Origin of the sequence: Flavobacterium sp. XGLA_31 (assembly GCF_051547105.1) — a bacterium.
GTDB lineage: Bacteria > Bacteroidota > Bacteroidia > Flavobacteriales > Flavobacteriaceae > Flavobacterium.
Map to the genome: position 1 here is coordinate 78,083 of NZ_JBPTTM010000005.1, position 22,310 is coordinate 100,392.

The following is a 22,310-nucleotide window of genomic DNA, read 5'->3' on the forward strand; positions in this document are numbered from 1 at the left end:
AAATTAGACGAATAAAAAATCCCAGTCGTTAAACTGGGATTTTCTATCTATAAGTAAGTTAAATCAGGTTGTACAAACGTTTATTTTACTTTTTTCACAATAGCTTTGAAAGCTTCCGGGTGGTTCATAGCTAAATCAGCTAATACTTTACGGTTCAATTCGATACCGTTTTTCTTAACTAATCCCATGAATTGTGAATAAGACATTCCTTCCAAACGGGCTCCGGCGTTGATACGCTGAATCCATAACGAACGGAAATTTCTTTTGTTTTGCTTTCTGTCGCGGTAAGCATAAAGCATTGCTTTTTCTACTGCGTTTTTAGCAACTGTCCAAACGTTTTTACGACGACCAAAGAAACCTTTGGCTTGCTTCATTATCTTTTTTCTTCTTGCTCTTTTAGCAACTGAATTTACTGATCTTGGCATAATTTTTCTGTGTTTTTGTAGCAGGCGTCCCGAATTGAATCAAGGGAACTTAAGGCCGTACTCCAAGGTTATTAAATAATTTTTAAACCTAAAGAACTTATTCTTTAATAATTGACAATTGGAAATTGCCGATTATTAAATAATTCTTAATTGTTCTTTTACGCTCTTCATGTCTGTTGGGTGAACCAAAGCAGCATGCGTCAACGCTAATTTACGCTTCTTAGACTTTTTAGTCAAGATGTGGCTTTTGAAAGCGTGTTTTCTTTTGATTTTACCAGAGCCAGTCACTTTAAAGCGTTTCTTAGCACTGGATTTTGTTTTCATTTTAGGCATAATTTCCCAAATTTATTTGTGATTCAACTTACTTACTTTTTTTTCTTCGGCGCAATAAACATAATCATACGCTTTCCTTCTAATACCGGCATAGCTTCCACTTTACCGAATTCTTCCAAATCCTGTGCTAAACGCAACAATAAGATTTGACCTTGTTCTTTATAAATGATTGAACGTCCTTTAAAGAATACGAAAGCTTTTAGTTTCGAACCTTCTTTTAGGAATTTCTCGGCATTCTTTCTTTTAAATTCATAATCATGCTCATCAGTCTGAGGTCCGAAACGGATCTCTTTCACCGTGATTTGAGTCGATTTGGCTTTTAACTCTTTCTCACGTTTTTTCTGCTGATAAATGAATTTTCCATAATCCATTAACTTACAAACCGGCGGATCAGCATTTGGAGAAATTTCTACCAAGTCTACTTCCAACTCATTGGCGAGTCGTAAGGCTTCAGAAAGTTTAAATACTCCGGGCTCAATGTTTTCTCCAACTAAACGAACCTCAGAAACGCCACGAATTAACTCATTAATTCTATGGGCTGCTGTTTTTTCCACTCGAGGTTGATACCCTCTGTTATTTCTTATTGCTATGGCTTTATAATTTTAGTTAAACTTCAAATGTTTTTAATGTTTTGGCAACTTCTTCATTCACAATGTTGACAAATTCTTCAATGCTCACCGTGATATTGCCCTTACCTTCCTGTCCGTGACGACGAACTGAAATGGTTCCGTTTTTCTCTTCTTCCTCACCCACAATCAACATGAACGGCATTTTTTGAACCTCCGCTTCTCTGATTTTTTTACCAATCGTCTCGTTGCGGTTGTCAATTAGGGCGCGAATTTCGTGATTTTCTAGCAATTCTAAAACTTTTTTCGCATAATTTTCATATTTCTCGCTCAAAGACAAGATAATAGCTTGTTCCGGCATCAGCCATAACGGGAAGTTTCCGGCCGTGTGTTCCAGTAAAATAGCGATAAAACGCTCCATCGAACCGAATGGGGCACGGTGTATCATCACCGGTCTATGTAATTCGTTATCAGAACCTTTGTAAGTTAATTCGAAACGTTCCGGCAGGTTGTAATCCACCTGAATGGTTCCTAATTGCCATTGTCTGCCCAAAGCGTCTTTTACCATGAAATCCAACTTCGGACCGTAGAAGGCTGCTTCGCCACTTTCAATTACATAATTCAGGCCTTTGTCTCGGGCCGCATTGATAATCGCTTGCTCGGCTTTCTCCCAGTTTTCCACACTTCCGATGTATTTGTCGGGATTGTCTAAGTCGCGAACCGAAACCTGAGCGGTGAAGTTTTCAAATCCTAACGAACCGAACACATACAATACCAAGTCAATTACTTTTTTGAACTCGGAATCCAATTGATCCGGAGTACAGAAAATGTGGGCGTCATCCTGAGTAAATCCTCTTACACGAGTCAAACCGTGTAATTCTCCTGATTGCTCGTAACGGTAAACCGTACCGAATTCTGCATAACGTTTTGGCAAATCCTTGTAGGACCAAGGTTTGTTATTATAAATCTCACAGTGGTGCGGACAGTTCATGGGTTTCAATAAAAACTCTTCGCCTTCCGCCGGTGTGTGAATCGGTTGGAAACTGTCAGCACCGTATTTGGCATAGTGTCCCGAAGTCACGTACAATTCTTTTTGCCCGATGTGTGGCGTAACCACTTGCTCGTAACCGGCTTTTTTCTGTGCTCTTTTTAAGAATTGCTCCAAACGGTCGCGCAAAGCAGCGCCTTTCGGCAACCACAACGGCAATCCTTGGCCTACTTTGGTTGAAAAAGCAAACAATTCCAATTCTTTACCCAGTTTTCTGTGGTCACGGCGTTTGGCTTCTTCCAACAATTCCAAATAGTCAGTCAAATCTTTTTGTTTCGGGAACGATACCCCGTACACGCGGGTTAACTGTTTGTTTTTTTCGTCCCCGCGCCAGTACGCTCCGGCAACGCTCATGATTTTCATGGCTTTGATGATTCCGGTATTCGGAATGTGACCCCCACGACACAAATCGAAGAAGTTCGAATGGTCACAGAACGTAATCGTTCCGTCTTCCAAATTCGAAATCAATTCGGTTTTGTACTCGTTGTTTTTATAGATTTCCAAGGCTTCGGCTTTAGACACCGAACGCATTTTGAATTCGTGTTTTTCTCTGGCAATTTCCAATACGCGGTCTTCCACTTTTTTGAAATCGGCATCGGTGATTTTTTGGTCCCCAAAATCCACATCGTAGTAGAACCCATTGTCAATGGCAGGTCCCAAGGTCAATTTGATGCCCGGGAAGAGTTCTTCCAGAGCTTGTGCCATCACGTGTGAGGTAGAATGCCAAAAAGCTTTTTTACCTTCTGCGTCATTCCAGGTATATAGTACTAATGAACCGTCGGTCGTCAGTGGGGTTTCCGTTTCTACAGTAGTGCCGTTGTAAGCTGCCGAAATCACATTTCGGGCTAACCCTTCGCTAATACTTTTTGCAACATCCATCGGAGTTGACCCTGAGGCAACTTCTCTAACTGAACCATCCGGTAACGTAATCTTTATCATTCCTAAAAAATTTATCGAATGCAAATATAACGGATTACCCATAGACATACAACACATAAACAACAGAATAAAAAAATAGTTTCCGCCGGTTTGTCGCAACTTTTTTGACTGATTTTCTCCTCGATTTCTCTATATTTGTCGGTACCACTTGTTGCGCTAAACGAATGAGTGCTAACCTATGAAAAGAATCATTTTAGTAGCGGTAATGAGCAGTGCGGTGAGCCTGACCTTTGCCCAAAAAAAACCATCGGCCCCTATGAAGCATACCACTGAAGTTGCTCCGCAACCGAAGAAAGAAGTCGTCTATCAGGTGTTTACCCGCTTGTTCGGAAATAAAAATACCACCAACAAACCTTGGGGAACTATAGAAGAAAACGGAGTAGGGAAGTTCAATGATTTTACCGATAAAGCCCTGCAGGAAATTAAAAAACTGGGTGTTACCTATATTTGGTACACCGGAGTGCCGCACCATGATGTGATTCGGGATTATACCGCCTATGGCATTTCCAACGACGACCCCGATGTGGTGAAAGGCCGTGCCGGTTCGCCCTATGCCGTCAAAGATTATTACAACGTCAACCCTGACTTGGCCGTAGATCCGGCCAAACGGTTACAGGAGTTTGAAGCCCTGATTGCCCGTACCCACAAAAATGGGTTAAAAGTCATTATCGATATTGTTCCGAACCACATTGCCCGAAACTATAAAGGATTGTCCAATCCGGCGGGGGTGCGTGATTTTGGCGCCGATGACAATACGACTGTGGAGTACGCCCGCAACAATAACTTTTATTACCTTCCTGGGCAGGCTTTTGAAGTTCCGGTTTCCGACAGCTACAAACCCCTGGGCGGTGAAATCAATCCGTTGATTGACGGGAAGTTCAGTGAATATCCGGCCAAATGGACCGGAAATAACGTGCGAAAAGCCAATCCGGACATCAACGATTGGTACGAAACCGTAAAAGTAAATTACGGTATCAAGCCGGACGGCTCAAAAGATTTTCCGGAACTGCCGGATGGTTTTGCCCAAAAAGATTACCAAAAGCATTATGCTTTTTGGCAGGGAAAAGACGTGCCTGATTCGTGGAAAAAATTCCGCGACATCGCCTTGTATTGGGTGGCTAAAGGAGTAGACGGTTTTCGGTATGACATGGCCGAAATGGTTCCGGTGGAGTTTTGGAGTTATATGAACTCTTCCATCAAAATGAAAAATCCTAAGGCTTTTTTAATGGCTGAAGTCTACAATCCTAAGGAATACCGCAATTACATACAGTTGGGCAAAATGGACTACCTATACGACAAGGTGGATACCTATGACCATTTGAAAGCCATTATTCAGGGGAAAGCCACTACGGATAAACTGGTCGATATTGAACACGGCATGCACGATATTGAACACCATATGATTCACTTTTTAGATAACCACGACGAACAACGTTTGGCCAGTGCCGCTTTTGCCGGTGCGCCGGAGAGAGGCATGCCCATGATGGTGTACTCGGCTACGGTGGGTTCGTCACCCACTATGGTGTACTTCGGTCAGGAAGTAGGTGAGGACGGTCAGCAGGACGGCGGTTTCGGTAAGCCAACGCGCACCAGTATTTTTGATTATGTGGGCGTGCCCCATCACCAACGCTGGATGAACGGAGGGAAGTTTGACGGAGGCCAATTGACCGAGGCGGAAAAGAAACTCCGTGATTTTTATTCTCGCTTGTTGAATTTTACCCAGCACAGCAGTGCGCTTACCGGTAATTTTCAGGGGATTCACCGGGCCAATAAAACGACTGAAGGATATACCGATGCGTTGTATTCTTATGTGCGCTGGTCAGCTCACGAAAAACTGATTACGGTACTTAATTTTGACGGGCAGCATACCGCCAAGTGCAACTTGAACGTACCCGCCACCGTTATCGCTCAATGGCATCTTCAAGACGGAACTTATACCGTTACCGACCAGCTCTATGGCAGCAAAGCGGTTTTGACTGTAGCGCATGGGGAAGGCAGCATTCCGTTGACACTGTCGCCCAACGAGTCGTTTATTTTTAAGTTGCCTTAACTTTTAACAAAACAGCAAACCCAAGACATGCTCAAAGAAACAAGGATTTTCTTTTGTCAATCAATGAAGAAATATCAATGTTTAGTTGAGTGTTTTGTCTTTTTTCATGGTATGCCAAGATAAGCTCACAAATAAATTTATCCATTTCTTCTGAAATTTGAAACAGTTTTATCGAAATGTCTTTTATTTCGTTTTCACTCAACTGGCTGTCCCTAATGAGTTGAGTCATACCTAGCATGGTTGAGGTGGGTCTGCGGATGACATGGGAAATATCAAAAATGAATTGCTCAATGGAAGCAATATAATCTACCAGTGGGCTGATGTCACTGGTGGCAGCATACCAAATAGTTTTTCCGTTTTTATCTTTCTCGGGAATTGCCTGCATCCATCGCCAACGCTCTTGTCCGTTGATAACTACCCGGTATTGAAAGCTAATGGGAGATTCTGTTTTGTATGCCTCTTTCATCATATCATTGAATTTGACCTTATCATCCACATGTATTATTTCCCGAATTTTCCCCGAATCATTTGAAAGATCATCTATTTTATAGTTGTGATTGAATGTTTCAGTACCACGATTCATAAACAACATATTGGTTTCCCCGTTTTTGTTAATTTCAAACATATAAGTATTGCCGGGAACCTGGCTCGTAATTTTTCTGAGTAATTGTTCGTTTTGTTTAATTTTTTCTTCGGCTTCCTTGCGATTGGTAATGTCGTTGTTGATTGACAGATATTGGTATACTTTCCCGTCTTCATCCAAAAAAGGGACAATAGCGGTATCAACCCAGTACAAAGTACCGTCTTTTGCTTTATTGCAAAATTCTCCCCGATAGGAGTTACCTTCTTGTAAGGCCGTTTTTAAGTTGGCAAAATAGTCGGCAGAGTGAACTCCCGACCAAATAATGTCATGTTCTTTCCCGATTAATTCATCAGGTTGGTATTTACTGGATTTGCAAAAATTGTCATTGACAAAGGTAAAAGCACCGTCAACATTTGAAATGGCGACTATAGAAGCAATATCCAGAGCGTATTTATAATCTTTAAGTTCAGCCTGGCGCTCCAAACGTTCTAAATTGGTCTTAAGCATTTCCACTAACATGTTGATAAGGCTGCGTTCTTCTTTTAAGAATGGGCCTTCATCCGCTTGTGGCATCGCTTCAAGATAGACCACCTCAATGGTAATCAGGGTACCTTTAGTAGTTTTCATGGTAGCTTCTTGACGGTATGCTGAAGGCTTGTAGTTGTGACTTGTATACTCTTTTTCAGCAATACACACTCGGGCAGCGGTAATAGTGGGATATTGCCATCCGGCGGGTAACGTTTCGGCTATGGCACCAAATAATTTTTCCGGTACAGTGTCCTCTTGTTGCAAGATGTTGCTGACAGCGTAGAGTGTTTTTAACTCTTTGACACGCTCTTTCAGGTTATATAAGGTTTCGTCTTTGATAGCTTCCGCTTCTTCCCGCTTTGCGATTTCGCGTTGCAGCGCAATCAAACCGGTACGCAAATGATTGGTCGCATAGTACTGCAAGGCTAAGATGGTTCCGAAAGGAATGACAGCCCCAATCCAACGGGTTATTGGATTATGCACTACTGAAGGTTGGGGCAAACGCCCTATTATTTCCAGATAGGCAAACGCAAAGTCGATACCAATAGTGAGTAAACCAATGGCTAGTCCACCCCGCCAGCCTAACAAAAAGCCGGCGGTCAGGATAACACTCATTTGAGATAAAATACCGGGAGCCATAATACCTCCGGCACTATAACATGGAATGGTAATATAGAACCACAGCATGATGGTGAGGGTTAAACTGGCTTGGCGTGTATATCCTAGCCGGTTTAAGGTAAGGTTAAAAAGGGCTATTCCTAAAGAGAAACAGAGCAATATGAGCCATCTGGACCAGAGATGAGGAAAATAATAAAACCCTACCGAAACGATGCTGCTGGTTACAACAGCCCATATCATAGCCAGCATATATACCATATAACTTTGGTAGTTTTTGTCTTTGTCAGGTACTGAAAAAAAGTGGGTCATAAATGGTTTTGTTATTTTTTTTATTGTTGGGAAGCAGCAATAGTCAAGCAGTTTTGTGGGATAGTCTTTAAATTTAACAAAATTTAATAACATGACAACAATTCACGATAAAATAAAAGGACTTGTCTTTTTGGACAACACAAACACCGACTGTACTATAACCAAGCCAACAAAAGGCCATAAAACAGAAAACCCCTCTCCGTAACGAGAGGGGTTTTCTTTTCAGCAATGAACGGTAATCAAGGCGTTGGGGGAGGAGCTTCTTCGGGCTCACCGCTGATGGTGTTGTAAATAATGTAATCATTGAACTTAGAGACATCGGTGCTTTCCCAAATGGATTGCCCGATTTTAGTGTATTTCATCAGCGTAGCATACACGGCATTCCCGGCTTCTACTCGGTCTTCCTGCTCAATGTCGCGGTCACCGATTTCTATTTTTAAATTAATCAACAGCGTCGTGAATGCATCGTTCAAAGTAGTGATGCCTTCTAATAGTGTTGCAGTCAGCCCGGTATCGGTGAGTTCAGGAAGGAATTCAGTCCCTACACGCACCACTCGTTTAGCGGTAATGTTTAACTCTGCATCCGATTGCAGCGAAAGGGTGTCGGTGCCAAATTTTTTATACTTCGGACTGTTGACACCATACTTTAATTCTACACGGGCCATGATGGTTCTGAGTGCGGTTCGGAGTTCCTCGGCTTTCAGGTCTTTTAAGAGCGCTGCCTGAGACTGGTCGCCCAAAGCTTCAATGTCGGTGATTCTGGCGGCGAAGGCATTTAGGTTGTCCTTCAATACCGCTACGAGTTCAGTAGTGATGCCATAAGGCTCAAATTCCGGTTTGTCTCTTTCCATGAAAGCTACTTTTTCTAACCCTTTCGTTACGAGGGTTGCGTCCGAAAAGTGATACTCTCGGACTACTTCTTGTTTTTTCATACAAAATAATTTTTAAAGGTTATTAGTACAAAGCTTTAACCAAGAAAGATGCCAAAAAAGACTACAGAAAAGTTAAAATTATCCTAAAAATCAAATGATTAGCGTTCAGATGCCGGTTTTTGGGGTTTCGCAAACGGATACTAGTGTTCCGAAAACCGTTTTTATGTCTTCGTACTTCCTTTTTAGGTCTCCGTAACCGATGCATAGCTATGAGAAGCTCAAAGAAAAGCCTCCGAAGTCTATTCCTAACATTGCGAAGCTTGTTTTTAGCATTACGAAGCTTGTTTTTAGCATTACGAAGCCCGTTCTTAGGCTGCGAGGCCTTGGAAATGCTCGAAAGTTGGTTTTGGGAAGGGTTTTGAGATAATATACAAAAGAAGGACTTCGTTGAACCTTTGGTTTTGCGCGGTAGCGGGGGTATTAAACTCTCCCAAGAATATTCATAAACGAATTTCCATTTTTGAGAACTAGTCCACTAAGTGTTATATTATATTCTCTTTTTATATGGTTGGCAAATTCTTGACCATCAGGTTGATTATTAAATATTAATGGTTTATTATGATTCAGCGCTGGACAAAATAATATTCCAAACTTTCCTTGAAAAAAATGAATTGCGACAGCAGGATATTCAATTGTGATAGAAGTTAAGAAGACTTCACTATAACTACCATCTTCAGCAGTTCCATAAGTCATTAAATGAACTGGGTTTTCACTAGTAAGTTGAAAAGTATGTGGAGCAATTTGAGCAGAAGATTTTAAATTGTATCGGAATATTTTTGATGATATTTCAGGAATAAAAACCGTTGAAACACTAATTTCAAAAAAACCAACAGTTTCTAGTTTTTCGTCTTTAATAACTTTTTCAAATGCCTTTCCCATTTTTTCAAAAGGCGTTTTCTCTGAATCACTTTCTAGGAAAGTTTTTTGATATACATTATATGCATCTATATCTCCAAGCCAAAAACTTTGAATTTCGGATTCTATTTTGCCGTGAGCAATTTTGAATAACCGCATAATTTTGTTGTCAATTAATGAAACAGCAAAGTGAGTTGAGTTATTAGATTCATTATTTAATATCAAACAATATTGTAGAATATTAGAAAATGAAAAAGGAGTATTGCTATAAAATTTTTCTAAGAATTTTTCTGCGTAATGAACATTTCCAGAAAATGAAAGGCAAATGTGTGGATGCAGAATGAAACATTTTAAGTTAGCCGTGAGAGCATTATTTCTAACAGAGTTTATGTCTGTTATTTTCGAATCAGAATATATTTTAATATTCTCGTCGTGAACTCTTCCTACGATTAATGTCATGTGGTCAACTATGGCTGGTAACGTTTCGCGGCTTCGCGTCTGTTGCGATTCCAGCGAACTGATTATTTTCTGTTAAAGATAAAAGTTTTTCGTGAACACGTAATAATAAAGACCAGCTATTGCGCGAAACCGCTGTTATAAGCAGGCTTTAAATTAATAGTCAACATTTCGCTATATTTTATAAGTCACGAAGGAAAAACAATTGAATTTTTAGATTATCAGTTGTAAGTGGATTTTGATTAGCAACATAATCAACTACAGTTTGAATTAAAAGATTTTTTGTTTTCAATTCTGTTTCAATACTAAAACCTTCAAATCTGTATGCTGCAATTAGGTTATTAAGTTCAATTTGCAATTGCATTCTTTCTTCTTGCGATTCTGATGAAAGAAGTTGTTGCATTTTTTGTAATATTTGATTTTTCATAATAAATTATTTTGATTATTTAAGTTTCAAACCACTAGCTTTAAGCGGAGTTTGTTAAGCTTGCTTATAACTTGTTTATATCCTCACAACGCAGCCGTTTTTGATTGAGTTGCTAAGCGCCATACGGCTTGAGGTTTGTAAGGCTAATATATAAAAATAGTTTGACTTATAAGAAAAAACCCTCTCAGTAGGGAGAGGGTTTTTGTTTGTTATTTCATAATGGTTTGCTTTCGGTCGGGGCCTACCGAGACGATGCTGATAGGGACTTCGACTTCGCGTTCTATGAATTCGATATAGTCTTTGAGTTCTTTGGGTAAACTGTCGTAGGTGGTGAGTCCGGTTAAATCGGCGTGCCAGCCTTTGAACTCAGCGTAAATAGGTGTTACGTTTTCTTCTTCGATGTTGAACGGCAAGTGGTGTATCACTTCGCCTTTATAAGTGTAGCCCGTACATACTTTCAGGGTTTCAAAGCCCGAAAGTACATCGCCTTTCATCATCATCAGTTGGGTGACTCCGTTGATTTGCACGGCGTATTTGAGGGCTACCAAATCGAGCCAGCCGCAACGGCGTTTTCTTCCGGTTACTGAGCCAAACTCGTTGCCTACTTTGGCCATGATGTCGCCGGCTTCGCCAAAATCTTCAGTAGGGAACGGGCCGCTGCCGACACGGGTGGTGTAGGCCTTGAAAATGCCGTAGACTTCTTTGATTTTATTAGGAGCAATGCCCAGTCCGGTACAGGCTCCGGCCGCAGTAGTGTTAGAGGATGTCACAAAAGGATAGGTCCCGAAATCGACGTCTAACAATGAACCCTGAGCACCTTCGCACAGGATGGATTTGCCTTCTCTTTGGGCTTTGGCCAGATATTCTTCGCTGTCGATAAAGGTGAGTTTTTTCAAATCTTCGATAGCGGCGAAGAACTCTTTTTCCAATTCGGGCAGGTTGTATTGAATGTTGACGTCGTAAAACGCTATCATTTCTTCGTGCTTGTTGGCCAAGGCACGGTATTTTTCGGTAAAGTCAGCCATTTCAATATCGCCCACACGGATGCCGTTTCGTCCGGTTTTGTCCATGTACGTTGGGCCAATCCCTTTGAGGGTTGAGCCGATTTTCGCTTTGCCTTTAGCCGCTTCTGAAGCGGCGTCAAGCAAACGGTGTGTGGGTAAAATCAAATGCGCTTTGCGCGAAATAATCAGTTTGGATTTCAGATCGAGGTTGAACTTGGCGAGGCCGTCAATTTCGCTTTTAAAAACTACGGGGTCAATCACCACACCGTTTCCGATGATGTTGATGTTGTTGTCGTGAAAAATTCCCGAAGGAATGGTTCTTAAAACGTGCTTGATTCCGTCAAATTCTAACGTGTGTCCGGCATTGGGGCCGCCCTGGAAACGGGCAATAATGTCGTACTTTGAGGTGAGTACGTCTACAATTTTTCCTTTGCCTTCGTCGCCCCATTGTAATCCGAGTAGTAAGTCTACAGTCATTGTTGTTGTGTTGTTGTGTGTTGTTATCGTGTGTTTCTAATTTTTATTGGACGGTTTGTTTTTTGGTGCCAAAAAATCAAATTTGACAAAATAGTTCAGACCTCCGAGTAGTAAAGCGGTTACCAATCCTACGACTATTGTTTTGACGAAAAAAATCAAACTAAAGTCAGCAGGATTCATCAGCAAGCCGACTATTTTGAATACGATGTAAAAAATGAAAACAGATACAAACGTTTTTTTGAAATAGTCTTTAGGTTGCATAAGAAGATTATTGTTTTTTAGTGGCGTAGAAATACAACGAGTGGTTGTGAATTTCAATCCCGAAAATTTCTTCGATGGTTTGTTTGATGGTTTGGATGCGCGGGTCGCAGAACTCAATCACTTCGCCGGTATCGGTCATGATGATGTGGTCGTGTTGCTTGTCGAAATACGACTTTTCATAATGCGCCTGATTTTGCCCGAACTGGTGTTTGCGGACCAAACCGCAATCGAGTAAAAGTTCGATGGTATTGTACAACGTCGCTCTGGACACGCGGTAGTTTTTGTTTTTCATTTTGAGATACAGATTCTCGATGTCAAAATGCTCTTCGCTGTCGTAAATCTCCTGAAGAATAGCATAACGTTCCGGAGTTTTGCGGTGTCCTTTGTTCTCAAGATACAGCGTAAAAACGTTCTTTACGGTCTCTTGATTTTGGGTGTTATCGTTAGCAATTAATGTCATGGGACAAAGGTACTTTTTTTGTTTAAGGTTTCAAAGTTTAAATAACTCGTAACATATAATTTATAACCCATCGCTTAATTGGTGTACACTCGGGTCACTTTATCAATACCGTCAATCTTTTTGATGTTGTCTATCAATTTTTTCAGGATGGCATTATTCTGTACAATTACAGATACCTGCCCGTTGAAAATTCCGGCCTCACCGCTGAGGGAGATGCTTTGAATGTTTACGTGCATGTTGTTGGAGATGACTTTGGTCAATTCGTTGGTTAATCCCAAGCTGTCCATTCCGGTAATTTTTAATGTGGCTTTGAATTCCTGTTGCGAGGAGTCAATCCATTTGGCCTGCATGATGCGGTAGGCGTAGTTAGATTGTAGGGTGATGGCATTCGGGCAGTCTTTTTTGTGGACTTTGATGCCTTCGTTGATGGTGATAAAACCAAACACATCGTCACCCGGTATGGGGTTACAGCAGGAGGATAATTTGTAATCGAGTTTGTCCTGCTCCGCACCGAAAACAAGCAAGTCGTAGTTGTTGCTCAATTCGGGTTTGTTGATCTCTTCCTGATTGGCACTTGGCGAACGCTTGATGCGGTTCTTGAAGAAATTCATCAGGGTATTGCTTTTCTGAGCGGCAAAATCTTTCAGTTGTTGATTCTCGATAGAACCGATACCCACACGGTAGAACAGGTCTAAGCTGGTTTTGAGTTTGAAGAAATTCACCAACTCGTTGACCACTCCTTCGTTGAGTGTGATTTTCAGGTGTTTCAGTTTACGGGTCAGCAACTCTTTTCCGTCCTCGGCAATTTTCTTGGTGTTTTCGTTGAGTACGTTTCTGATTTTATTCTTGGCCCGTGAGGTGGTAACATAGTCTAACCAGTTGATGGTTGGTTTTTGATGCACGGAGGTAATCACTTCGATTTGATCCCCGCTTTTCAGTTCGTGGTTGAGCGGTACTAATTTTCCGTTGACACGTGTTCCCCGGGTTTTGATACCGATTTCGGAGTGAATGCTGAAAGCAAAGTCGAGCGAAGTAGCGCCTTTTGGGAGTGATTTGATTTCTCCCTTAGGGGTAAAGACGAAGATTTCTTTGGCGTAGAGATTCATTTTGAAATCTTCTACAAAATCTACGGCATTGGTCTCCGAACTTTCCAGAGCTTCTTTCAGTAAGTTGAGCCAGGTGTCTAATCCGCTTTCTTCGGTAGCGCCTTGTTTGTATTTGTAATGGGCAGCATAGCCTTTTTCGGCTATTTCGTCCATGCGCTCACTGCGCACCTGAATTTCTACCCAGCGGCCTTTGGGTCCCATCACGGTGATGTGCAAGGCTTCGTAACCGGTTGATTTTGGCGAAGAAATCCAATCGCGCAAACGACTTGGACTTGGACGGTAATGGTCGGTCACGATGGAATAGATTTTCCAGGCCAGGAATTTCTCGTCGTGTAAGTTGGATTTGTAGATGATGCGCAACGCAAACTTGTCGTATACTTCATCAAAGGTTACGTTCTGTGCCGCCATTTTTCGGCGGATAGAGTAAATGGATTTCGGGCGACCTTTCATCACATATTCCACGCCTTCATCATCCAGCGACTTTTTCAAAACATCGGATATGGTTTTGATGTATTCGTCCTGTTCTTCCTTGGTCTCTTTGATTTTGCTGACAATATCTTTGTAGATTTCGGGTTCGGTGTATTTTAATCCTAAATCTTCGAGTTTGGTTTTGATGTTGTATAGCCCTAAGCGATGGGCCAAAGGGGCATAAATGTAAAGGGTCTCCGATGCGATTTTGACCTGTTTGTAATCGGGCATGGAATCCATGGTTTGCATGTTGTGCAAGCGGTCGGCAATTTTGATAAGGATTACCCGAACATCATCGTTCAAGGTCAGGAGCATTTTCCGGAAATTTTCCGCCTGCATGGAGATGTTCATGTCTTTTTTGACCTGGGCAATTTTGGTCAGCCCTTCCACCAAATGCGCAATTTTGGGATTGAACATGCGTTCAATATCTTCGATGGTAATATCGGTATCTTCTACCACGTCGTGCATCAAAGCGGCAGCAATACTGGTGGCGCCCAAACCAATTTCGGAAGCCACAATCTTGGCCACGCCGATAGGGTGGAAAATATACGCCTCTCCCGATTTTCTTCGTTGGTCTTTGTGCGCGTCAACGGCTACATCAAAGGCTTTACGGATGAGCTTTTTATCAGCATCGGTTAGCGTTTGATAGCTTATGCGGAGCAATTCTTTGTATTCTCTGGCAATCGCTTTTTTTTCTTCTTCTAAATCAATTTCAGTCATATCATTTCTTCAATCCCCTAAAAATAAGCATTACAAACGAGATGTGCAAATGATAAAGGGGCAGATTTTCCGCTTTAATTTATACGATTAAAATCCAAATCATGGAAGTCATAACTGAAATCCGTCATGGGTGAAATGGCTTTCATTTTGAAGTGATTGGGATTTCCGTTGGTATCTAAATCAAAATAAATAAAAGCATCAGCGTGGAAACTGCGCACATTCCATTTCACGGCAAAAGTGTTGTCTTTGTAAAAGAAAACTTCTCCGGTCAGACGTTTAGAGCGTTTGGAGGCAAAGTACAGTTTTCCTTTTTTCTCAAAAAGGGTCACTTCTCCAAACCAATTGTCTTTAAAGGTTCCGGTGTACTTGTGGGTATCGATTGTAATGGATTTGTCTTTTAAATTTTTGTCAACGGTCATCCAAACTTCATCAGTTACCTTGTCTGCATTGTTTTCACGCTGTTTTCTTTCGTCGCTCAAAGCAATAACGTGATCGGGATTTTGAATACCCAGGTAACGGTCTTTGATGGTGTTGGAGATGGCCATAAAGGCAGGACCGTTTTGTTGATTGGTCAGCACAATGATGCCTAATTTGATATCGGGGATCATCAAAGTTTGGGTAACAATCCCGTCTAAACCACCAGTATGGGACACCTGCAGGTGACCATTGATGTCTTCCAGGCGCCAACCCAAGCCATACGTTCGAAACAAAGTGGTGTACGGGGCAGCATAAGGTGTGGGCATGAGGGTTTGTGGAGACCACATTTCGTCATGTTGTTTTTTGCTGAATAATTGCTGGTTATCACCATATTTTCCGTTGTTCATTTGCACAATCAGCCATTTGCTCAAATCGTTTACGGACGCATACAAACCGGCAGCCGCATCAAAAATGTGGTTGGTATAGCGCGGCACAACTTCAAGCTTTCCGTTGGTAGGCACATGGGGAACAATGGTATTGGTCGTGTCTTTCAATCGCGACCACGATGCGGCACTGTTGGTCATGCCGATGGGTTTCATCAAGCGGGTTTCTACAAAATCACACCAGGATTTCCCCGAAACTCTTTCTATGAGTTCTCCGGCAATCACATACAAAAGATTGTCGTAATCGTATTTGGTTCTGAATCCTGAAACCGGTTTTAGGTATTGTATGTTTCTGACAATGTCTTTGGGGGTAAAGTCATGTCCGTCAGGCCAAATCATCAAATCACCGGCACCCAAACCAAGCCCGCTGCGGTGGGTCAATAAATCGCGGATGGTGAATTCATTTGTTACATACTCATTGTACATTTTAAACTCCGGCAGGTATTTAATTACCTTATCGTCCCAGTTGATTTTCCCTTCGTCTACCAAAATAGCTAAAGCGGCAGTGGTAAACGATTTGCTGTTGGAAGCAATACCGAAGAGGGTGTTGGCATCAACCTTTTGTTGCGTTTTGATGTTGGTTACGCCATATCCTTTGGCCAAAACCAGTTTTCCGTCTTTGATGATGCCCACAGCAATCCCGGGCACATTAAAGGCTTTGAGGGTTCGCTCCGCTAAAACATCTACTTCTTGTTCCGTGATTTGTGCCGATAACGACAAATTGGTCAACACCAGCAACACAGTTAATTTAAATTTGTTTCGCCAGTTCACATTCATTCGTGTCATAATTTACAATTTACAATTAAAATCCTCTTTGGCGTTTGGCCTCAAAAATCAAAATCGCAGCGGCAACCGACACGTTCATGCTGTCAATTTCGCCCTGCATTGGGATGATGATATTTTGTGTGGCTTTGTCTCGCCAAATTTGGGACAATCCGGTGGCTTCTGTGCCAACGACCAAGGCGGTAGGTGTGGTGTAGTTTTGGGTATGGTATGCGGTTGAGTTCTGCAGCGTTGCACTGTAGAAGTTAATCTTGTTTTCAACTAAAAAGCGGATTACATCTTCCGAAGAGGCCATGGCAATTTGATTCGTAAACAAGCAACCCACGCTCGAACGTACAATATTAGGATTGTATAAATCGGTTTTGGGTTCTGCAATAATCACGGCATCCACATGGGCGGCATCGCATGTACGGAGTATGGCTCCAATATTTCCCGGCTTTTCGATGGCTTCCATCACCACGATTAATGGATTTTCGGGAAGCTTTAAATCAGACAGCAATAAAGCTTTGGTTTTGGCCACTGCCAGGAGGCCTTCTGTAGTATCGCGATAGGCTAGTTTTTGATAGACTTCCCGAGAGATTTCTATTAAGGGAATTGGCTTGCGCGTTATTTTGTGTATTTGTTGTTCCGTAATGAGCTCAGGGAGAAAAAGAATCACTTCCAATTCATAGTTTCCCTTAATCGCCAATTCAATTTCACGTTGGCCTTCAATCAGGAAAGTACCGGTCTGTTTGCGGGTTTTGGCCTTTTCCTGAAGCTGTACCAGGGATTTGATATAAGGGTTTTGTGAAGAGGTGATTTGTTTCATAAACTGCTCAAAAGCTCCAAAGTTAAGTACTTTTTATTACAAAATCCCTCTTGCTTTGATTTCGAGATATTTATTGATAGTGTCTAAGGTCAGGTTTTCGGGTTGGGTCAGTACCGAATGAATACCGTATTTCTTGAGTTCGGTCACGATGAGTTTCTTTTCAAAAATGAATTTTTCAGCGATTACTTTGTCATACACCTCCTGAATGGTTTCCGATTTTTTGTTGGTAATCTGATACAGTTCGGTATTCTGGAAAAAGACCACCACGAGGAGATGACTTTTGGCAATTCCTTTTAAATAGGGGAGTTGACGGTGTAAGCCGTCCATGGTTTCAAAATTGGTATACAAAATAATCAAACTGCGTTGGTTGATATTTTTTTTGATATCGGCATACAAACGGGAATAATCGCTTTCAAAGAAATCCGTTTTTACATTGTAAAGGTTCTCCAGGATTTTTTGCATTTGCGAGGTGCGTTTTTCTGCCACCACACGGTTTTCGATTTTTTTGGAAAACGAAAACATCCCGGCTTTGTCCTGTTTTTTCAGAATCACATTGGACAATACCAAAGAGGCATTGATGGCATAATCCAGCAAGCTCATTCCGTTAAAAGGCATTTTCATGGTGCGGCCTTTGTCAATCGCCATGTAAATGTTCTGTGATTTTTCGTCCTGAAACTGATTTACCATCAGGCTGTTTTTCTTAGCGGTGGCTTTCCAGTTCAGCGTTCGGATGTCATCTCCCGGAACGTATTCTTTGATTTGCTCAAATTCCATGGTATGGCCAATGCGGCGAATTTTTTTAACGCCATATTGAAACAAATTATGGGAAAAGGCAATCAAATCGTATTTGCGCAACTGAATGTAGGAAGGGTAGGTAGGAACCATTTGGTTGTTGTCAAACCGGTATCTTTTTGAAACCAGTTGCAACGGGGAAGAGACATAGATGTTGAGGTTCCCGAAAGAATACTCACCACGCTCTGTGGGACGCAAAGTGTATTGAAATTCATCCGTGGAAGCATTTTTTACTTTGCGGTTGATTTCGAAATTGCGCACCTGAAACTGAACCGGAATTTCATCTATAACCTTGATGTGAATAGTGAAGGTATAGAAGTTTTTAAGACTGACTACAATCGGGTTTTCATCGCCGTTGGAGAGCTTTTCAGGAGCCGTTCTTTGGGCATCGATTCCTTTTTTGTTGCTGAACAAAATTAAAATATCAATGGTAAAAAAGGACAACAGCATCAGCAGGATATACCAGGTAGCGTTGTACAGTACCGGAAACATAAAGGCGCAACAAAACAACATTATGATACCGATAAGGCAATAGAAAAAGAAATTGGTAATATAGAGTTGTTTAAAAAAGTTCACGACTATCTTGGGATTTCAATGCTTTCAATGATTTGCTTGATGATTTCCACGCTGGTTAAGCCTTCCATTTCACGCTCGGGAGTCACAATTACACGGTGTTGCAGTACCGGAATAGCCGCATCTTTGATGTCTTCCGGAGTCACAAAATCACGACCGCGAATAGCAGCAAAGCCTTTGGCCGCGTTCAAAATCGCGATGGAAGCCCTTGGGGAAGCCCCCAAATACAAGAAAGCATTTTCACGGGTGTTGACCACCAATTTGGCGATGTACTCCAAAAGATTGGGTTCCACAAGTATTTGTTTGACCAACGTTTGGTAATTCATGATGTCCTGCGCAGTCAGTACGGCTTTGATGTTTTCCAGCTTACCGGTATTTTGCAGCGAGTGTTCGCGTTGAATGATGTCGATTTCCTCGTTTAATTTAGGATAATCCACATTGATCTTGAACAGAAAACGGTCTAACTGGGCTTCAGGCAAACGATAGGTTCCTTCCTGCTCAATAGGATTTTGAGTGGCCAATACTATAAAAGGCGGATCCAACGGATAACAATGTCCGTCAATGGTAATCTGGCGTTCTTCCATTACTTCAAACAAGGCTGCCTGGGTTTTGGCCGGAGCGCGGTTGATCTCGTCAATCAAAATCAGATTGGAAAAAACAGGTCCTTTTTTGAATTCGAATTCCGATTTTTTTAAATCAAAAACAGAAGTCCCGAGAATGTCGGAAGGCATCAAATCAGGAGTGAACTGAATGCGGCTGAAATCTACCGAAAGGGTTTTGGCAATGATTTTGGCAGTCATCGTTTTTGCTACTCCCGGCACACCTTCAATCAGCACGTGACCGTTGGCTAAGATGGAAACCAGCAACTGGTCAATCATCTTGTGTTGCCCCACGATTACTGTTTCCATTTCCGCTTTGATTTTATCGATGCTTGCGCGAAGCGGTTCCAGGTTGATTCTCGACTGAAAATTTACATTTTCATTGCTTTCAAAGTTTTCTGTATGTTCCATTAGTTGATAATTTTGTCTATTGCATTATTGATTTCGATTAAATCACTCTCGATGCTTTGATGGTAACTCTTACGTTGATAATTAATCAAATATACCAAGTGTTCTATATCTTTTAACTCTTTTCCGGTTTTTGCCTGTAATTTTTTGATGAAATTTTCATCCAACAGGGTAGTGTCAATCAAATATTCGTTTCGGATGCGTTCCAAAAAGTAAATAATTTTTTTGTCAATCAGGTTCTGATGATTGCCTTCCTGATAGTATAAATTTCCAATGGTCTTCGTGAAATCAACGGTTGTATTGGGCAACGGTTTTAAAATCGGAATGATGCGCTGCCTTCTTTTGGCATTAAAAATGATAAAGACCACCATGCCCAGCAGGAATAAATACCATGCCCATTTCAGTGCGGGCTGACTCAAAATATATTGAAAAGGAGAACCCGATTCAATTAAACCATTTTGATCTTTAATCAACCAAAACAAGTTGCCGTGAGGCATGTAGGTCAGGATTTTTTCAGCATATTCGGCGTGATTGTCTTTGAGTAAATGATAATTGGTAAACGCAGTCGGTTCTAAATGAATAAAGAAATGCCCTTTGCCGAATGTAGTCTCTATGAAGTTGACATGTTTCTTTTTGTCACTGCCCAGATACCCCAAAACAGTAGTGTGAAGCGTGTCAATACTGGAAAAAAAGTAACCGCCGCCGCCCTTGTTCATATCGTATTTTTGAACGCCCAAGTGGGTATTGGCCATCCAGCAATCCATTTTGGTATTCAATTCAAATTGAGCGCCAATTTTAATTTTTAGCGAATCAGTGAAAATCTTCGGCAGATTCTCAACGCTCAAAAAAGCAGTATTCCCTTGGCTTACAAAAGAAAACAGTTCTTTGGTGGATTGGTCATCAATGAGGTAATTATCGCAAATGTGCAATACGGTTCCGCTGACGGGGTAACTTTTAGCTAAGGTATCTTCGTTGGCATAATCGTATTCGTCGTAATCGGCTACAGGGACTAAAAACTCATAGACTGTTTGACTGACTTTTTTAACTTTATTGTGCGGTAAAAGAGAGCCGGTCTCATGGTCAAAAACATACAATCCGTAGGGTATCTTATCCCTCAAGTCATAACTCGGTGACCAATCCACCGGTTTAGGGCGCACAGCATCAATCCAAATGGCTCCCGCCACCAGCACAACCAAAATGAAAATATATATTTTGAGTGTTCGGTTCATTATCGGATGGATTTCAAAGTGTTTTCAAATGCCTTTTGTGCCTGTAAAAACATCTGCTCGTTTATTTCAAATTCACCATACCAAATGTAATTGTACAAATAGGAAAGGTATTGGAAATCGGTCTTTAAATCGGCCGATTGAATTTCGTATAAATAGTCGGAGTTGGTTTTGTCGGCATGCCATTCAATCAGGCTGCGTTCTGAAAGTTGTTTCAGGGTCCACAAATAATAATAGCGGATAACCAGACGACTATCGCCTGATTTCAGCGTCTCTTTAATCAATTTCTCAAAATCAACATGAATAAGATTCTTTTCAATATCATCATCATGAATGATTTTCTTGGTGGTTGATTTGCCAAAAACCCATTCTCCTTCCTTGTTGAGTATGATTTTTACAATCAGATAAATAACATACACCACAATCAGTACGGCAATAATTTTCAGGGCGATGTCAACATAATCCTTTGATTTATTATCGTTGAAACCGAAATATTCCCTGAACCAATGGGCCAGCCATTCTTTAAAGCGTTCCCATATGCTTTTTTGATCGCCCAGTTTTACTTCGTATTTAAAGTCATCCGATTGGTATTTCTCTTTAAAATGGGGTGGGAGCTTGGGTTTGTCAGCCACGGCACCCTGATCCGTTTTGATATCTTTTTCCGTATAGGTTACAGCAGCCTTTTGGGCTGTTGCCAAAGAATCCTGCGACCATGAAGGGACAGCCAGTAAAAGCCAGAAAAAGAAAAAGAGTTTATTCAAGGCCAATAGAATCTATAGAGTCGTTAGAGCTGATGTTTTCGTCAAATTCTCTTCGGCTGTAGTAGACTAAGCCTTGATTGACCATTAATAAATTGTTCAAAATAAAACTGGCCAACATGGAAATCACCATAACAACAGTCATCATGATTTTCATCGTGGATAAACCGTCAGCATTAGCCTGCGGATTTTCTATAGTCGTGAAAACCGAAGCCACTCCAAACATATAAGGAATAAAAGTGAAAACCGTCATCGAAACCTGAATCATAATATACATCACCATGGCCGACCCGACAATAGGGAAATATTGATTTTTGATATGGTAAAATCCGTCTCCATAGGCTTCAAACAGCCCTTTGTCATTGTTGAGGTACTCAAAGAAACTCAGGATAATCCAACTGAAAGCCGTAGGTATCGCCAGTAAAAGCATCGGAATTCCGATAAGAATAAAGCAAAGCAAAACCAGCAAGGCAAACACGACGAACAGGATGGGCGTAATAAGGAATACGGTTCCGAGGAAAAAAAGGAGAATCTTCCCGAACTTTTTCCTGAAGTTTTGCAATACCTCCCTTACTTCAAAACCGCTGCCTTTGTTTTGGTCATACAAATCCATGTAAAGTACCGGTATAGAATAATTCAGCATACTCAGCAGGATGATAAATAAAAACAGAAATACCGCGACCAGAATGATAACAGCAATATTATCTAAAAGATACCCTTGCAGGTAATCGGCATTTGCGTTTCCGTCTCGGCCGGTATTGAGTGTGAAATCAAAATAAACCTGAAAAAGAAAATAAGAAGCCACCACCAGTAAAAGCAACATCGCGCCGCTTATGGTGAAATACGTTTTCAAATAGTGCTTTCCGGTTTGTCTGAAAAACTGAAAAGTGTCACTGATGTAGTCGCCGAATTCTCTTCTTTTAAATAGTTCAAACATA

The 22,310-nt window shown here is 41.4% G+C and carries 20 protein-coding genes; 1 reads left to right on the plus strand and 19 read right to left on the minus strand.

Annotated elements, in window-relative coordinates; all coding sequences use genetic code 11:
• Positions 1-80 precede the first annotated feature (80 nt).
• The 4 genes from rplT to thrS form a co-directional block, all read right to left on the minus strand.
• Positions 81-425 carry a 50S ribosomal protein L20 gene (gene rplT, locus ACSVH6_RS10280; RefSeq protein ID WP_438078153.1) on the minus strand — a complete coding sequence of 115 codons (345 nt, stop codon included), beginning with the start codon at positions 423-425 and terminating at the stop codon, positions 81-83.
• Between the two features lie 135 nt (positions 426-560).
• Positions 561-758 (minus strand): 50S ribosomal protein L35, encoded by a 198-nt coding sequence (rpmI, locus tag ACSVH6_RS10285; protein ID WP_131476111.1) that lies wholly within the window; start codon positions 756-758, stop codon positions 561-563.
• Positions 759-790: 32 nt separating this feature from the next.
• The gene (gene infC, locus ACSVH6_RS10290; protein WP_438078156.1) at positions 791-1,312 is read right to left on the minus strand and encodes a translation initiation factor IF-3; all 522 of its coding nucleotides are present in this window, start codon (positions 1,310-1,312) and stop codon (positions 791-793) included.
• Between the two features lie 52 nt (positions 1,313-1,364).
• On the minus strand, positions 1,365-3,311 hold the full coding sequence (gene thrS, locus ACSVH6_RS10295) for a threonine--tRNA ligase (RefSeq protein WP_438078158.1): 1,947 nt from the start codon (positions 3,309-3,311) through the stop codon (positions 1,365-1,367).
• Between the two features lie 178 nt (positions 3,312-3,489).
• Between thrS and ACSVH6_RS10300 the strand changes: the two genes are divergently transcribed.
• The gene (locus ACSVH6_RS10300) at positions 3,490-5,361 is read left to right on the plus strand and encodes an alpha-amylase family protein (RefSeq protein ID WP_438078160.1); all 1,872 of its coding nucleotides are present in this window, start codon (positions 3,490-3,492) and stop codon (positions 5,359-5,361) included.
• A gap of 31 nt (positions 5,362-5,392) precedes the next feature.
• Here ACSVH6_RS10300 and ACSVH6_RS10305 read toward each other — a convergent pair whose 3' ends face one another.
• From ACSVH6_RS10305 to ACSVH6_RS10375, 15 genes are all read right to left on the minus strand, one after another.
• Positions 5,393-7,399, minus strand: coding sequence for a PAS domain-containing protein (locus ACSVH6_RS10305; protein ID WP_438078163.1), 2,007 nt, complete (start codon positions 7,397-7,399; stop codon positions 5,393-5,395).
• 239 nt (positions 7,400-7,638) lie between these two features.
• Positions 7,639-8,331: a hypothetical protein gene (locus tag ACSVH6_RS10310; protein WP_438078165.1), complete on the minus strand. Its 693-nt coding sequence runs from the start codon at positions 8,329-8,331 to the stop codon at positions 7,639-7,641.
• A gap of 420 nt (positions 8,332-8,751) precedes the next feature.
• Positions 8,752-9,645: a hypothetical protein gene (locus tag ACSVH6_RS10315; protein WP_438078167.1), complete on the minus strand. Its 894-nt coding sequence runs from the start codon at positions 9,643-9,645 to the stop codon at positions 8,752-8,754.
• 178 nt (positions 9,646-9,823) lie between these two features.
• Positions 9,824-10,069 (minus strand): hypothetical protein, encoded by a 246-nt coding sequence (locus ACSVH6_RS10320; RefSeq protein WP_438078169.1) that lies wholly within the window; start codon positions 10,067-10,069, stop codon positions 9,824-9,826.
• A gap of 209 nt (positions 10,070-10,278) precedes the next feature.
• Positions 10,279-11,550 carry an adenylosuccinate synthase gene (locus tag ACSVH6_RS10325; RefSeq protein ID WP_438078171.1) on the minus strand — a complete coding sequence of 424 codons (1,272 nt, stop codon included), beginning with the start codon at positions 11,548-11,550 and terminating at the stop codon, positions 10,279-10,281.
• 36 nt (positions 11,551-11,586) lie between these two features.
• A complete protein-coding gene (locus ACSVH6_RS10330; protein WP_438078173.1) occupies positions 11,587-11,811 on the minus strand; it encodes a hypothetical protein in 225 nt (74 codons plus the stop codon).
• A gap of 7 nt (positions 11,812-11,818) precedes the next feature.
• On the minus strand, positions 11,819-12,271 hold the full coding sequence (locus ACSVH6_RS10335; RefSeq protein ID WP_438078175.1) for a Fur family transcriptional regulator: 453 nt from the start codon (positions 12,269-12,271) through the stop codon (positions 11,819-11,821).
• A 74-nt stretch (positions 12,272-12,345) separates the two neighbouring features.
• Positions 12,346-14,565 carry a RelA/SpoT family protein gene (locus tag ACSVH6_RS10340; protein WP_438078178.1) on the minus strand — a complete coding sequence of 740 codons (2,220 nt, stop codon included), beginning with the start codon at positions 14,563-14,565 and terminating at the stop codon, positions 12,346-12,348.
• Between the two features lie 74 nt (positions 14,566-14,639).
• A complete protein-coding gene (locus tag ACSVH6_RS10345; protein ID WP_438078180.1) occupies positions 14,640-16,211 on the minus strand; it encodes a serine hydrolase in 1,572 nt (523 codons plus the stop codon).
• A 16-nt stretch (positions 16,212-16,227) separates the two neighbouring features.
• Positions 16,228-17,016, minus strand: a complete 789-nt coding sequence (locus tag ACSVH6_RS10350; RefSeq protein ID WP_438078182.1) for a TrmH family RNA methyltransferase — start codon at positions 17,014-17,016, stop codon at positions 16,228-16,230.
• 36 nt (positions 17,017-17,052) lie between these two features.
• Positions 17,053-18,384 (minus strand): DUF58 domain-containing protein, encoded by a 1,332-nt coding sequence (locus ACSVH6_RS10355; RefSeq protein WP_438078184.1) that lies wholly within the window; start codon positions 18,382-18,384, stop codon positions 17,053-17,055.
• A 2-nt stretch (positions 18,385-18,386) separates the two neighbouring features.
• The gene (locus ACSVH6_RS10360; RefSeq protein ID WP_438078187.1) at positions 18,387-19,391 is read right to left on the minus strand and encodes an AAA family ATPase; all 1,005 of its coding nucleotides are present in this window, start codon (positions 19,389-19,391) and stop codon (positions 18,387-18,389) included.
• Complete coding sequence (locus tag ACSVH6_RS10365; RefSeq protein ID WP_438078189.1) at positions 19,391-20,617, minus strand: DUF4350 domain-containing protein; 1,227 nt, start codon at positions 20,615-20,617, stop codon at positions 19,391-19,393. Before ACSVH6_RS10365 ends, ACSVH6_RS10360 begins: the two co-directional genes overlap by 1 nt.
• Positions 20,617-21,375, minus strand: a complete 759-nt coding sequence (locus ACSVH6_RS10370) for a DUF4129 domain-containing protein (protein ID WP_438078191.1) — start codon at positions 21,373-21,375, stop codon at positions 20,617-20,619. Before ACSVH6_RS10370 ends, ACSVH6_RS10365 begins: the two co-directional genes overlap by 1 nt.
• On the minus strand, positions 21,368-22,309 hold the full coding sequence (locus tag ACSVH6_RS10375) for a hypothetical protein (protein ID WP_438078193.1): 942 nt from the start codon (positions 22,307-22,309) through the stop codon (positions 21,368-21,370). The genes ACSVH6_RS10370 and ACSVH6_RS10375 overlap by 8 nt, the downstream gene beginning before the upstream one ends.
• Position 22,310 lies beyond the last annotated feature (1 nt).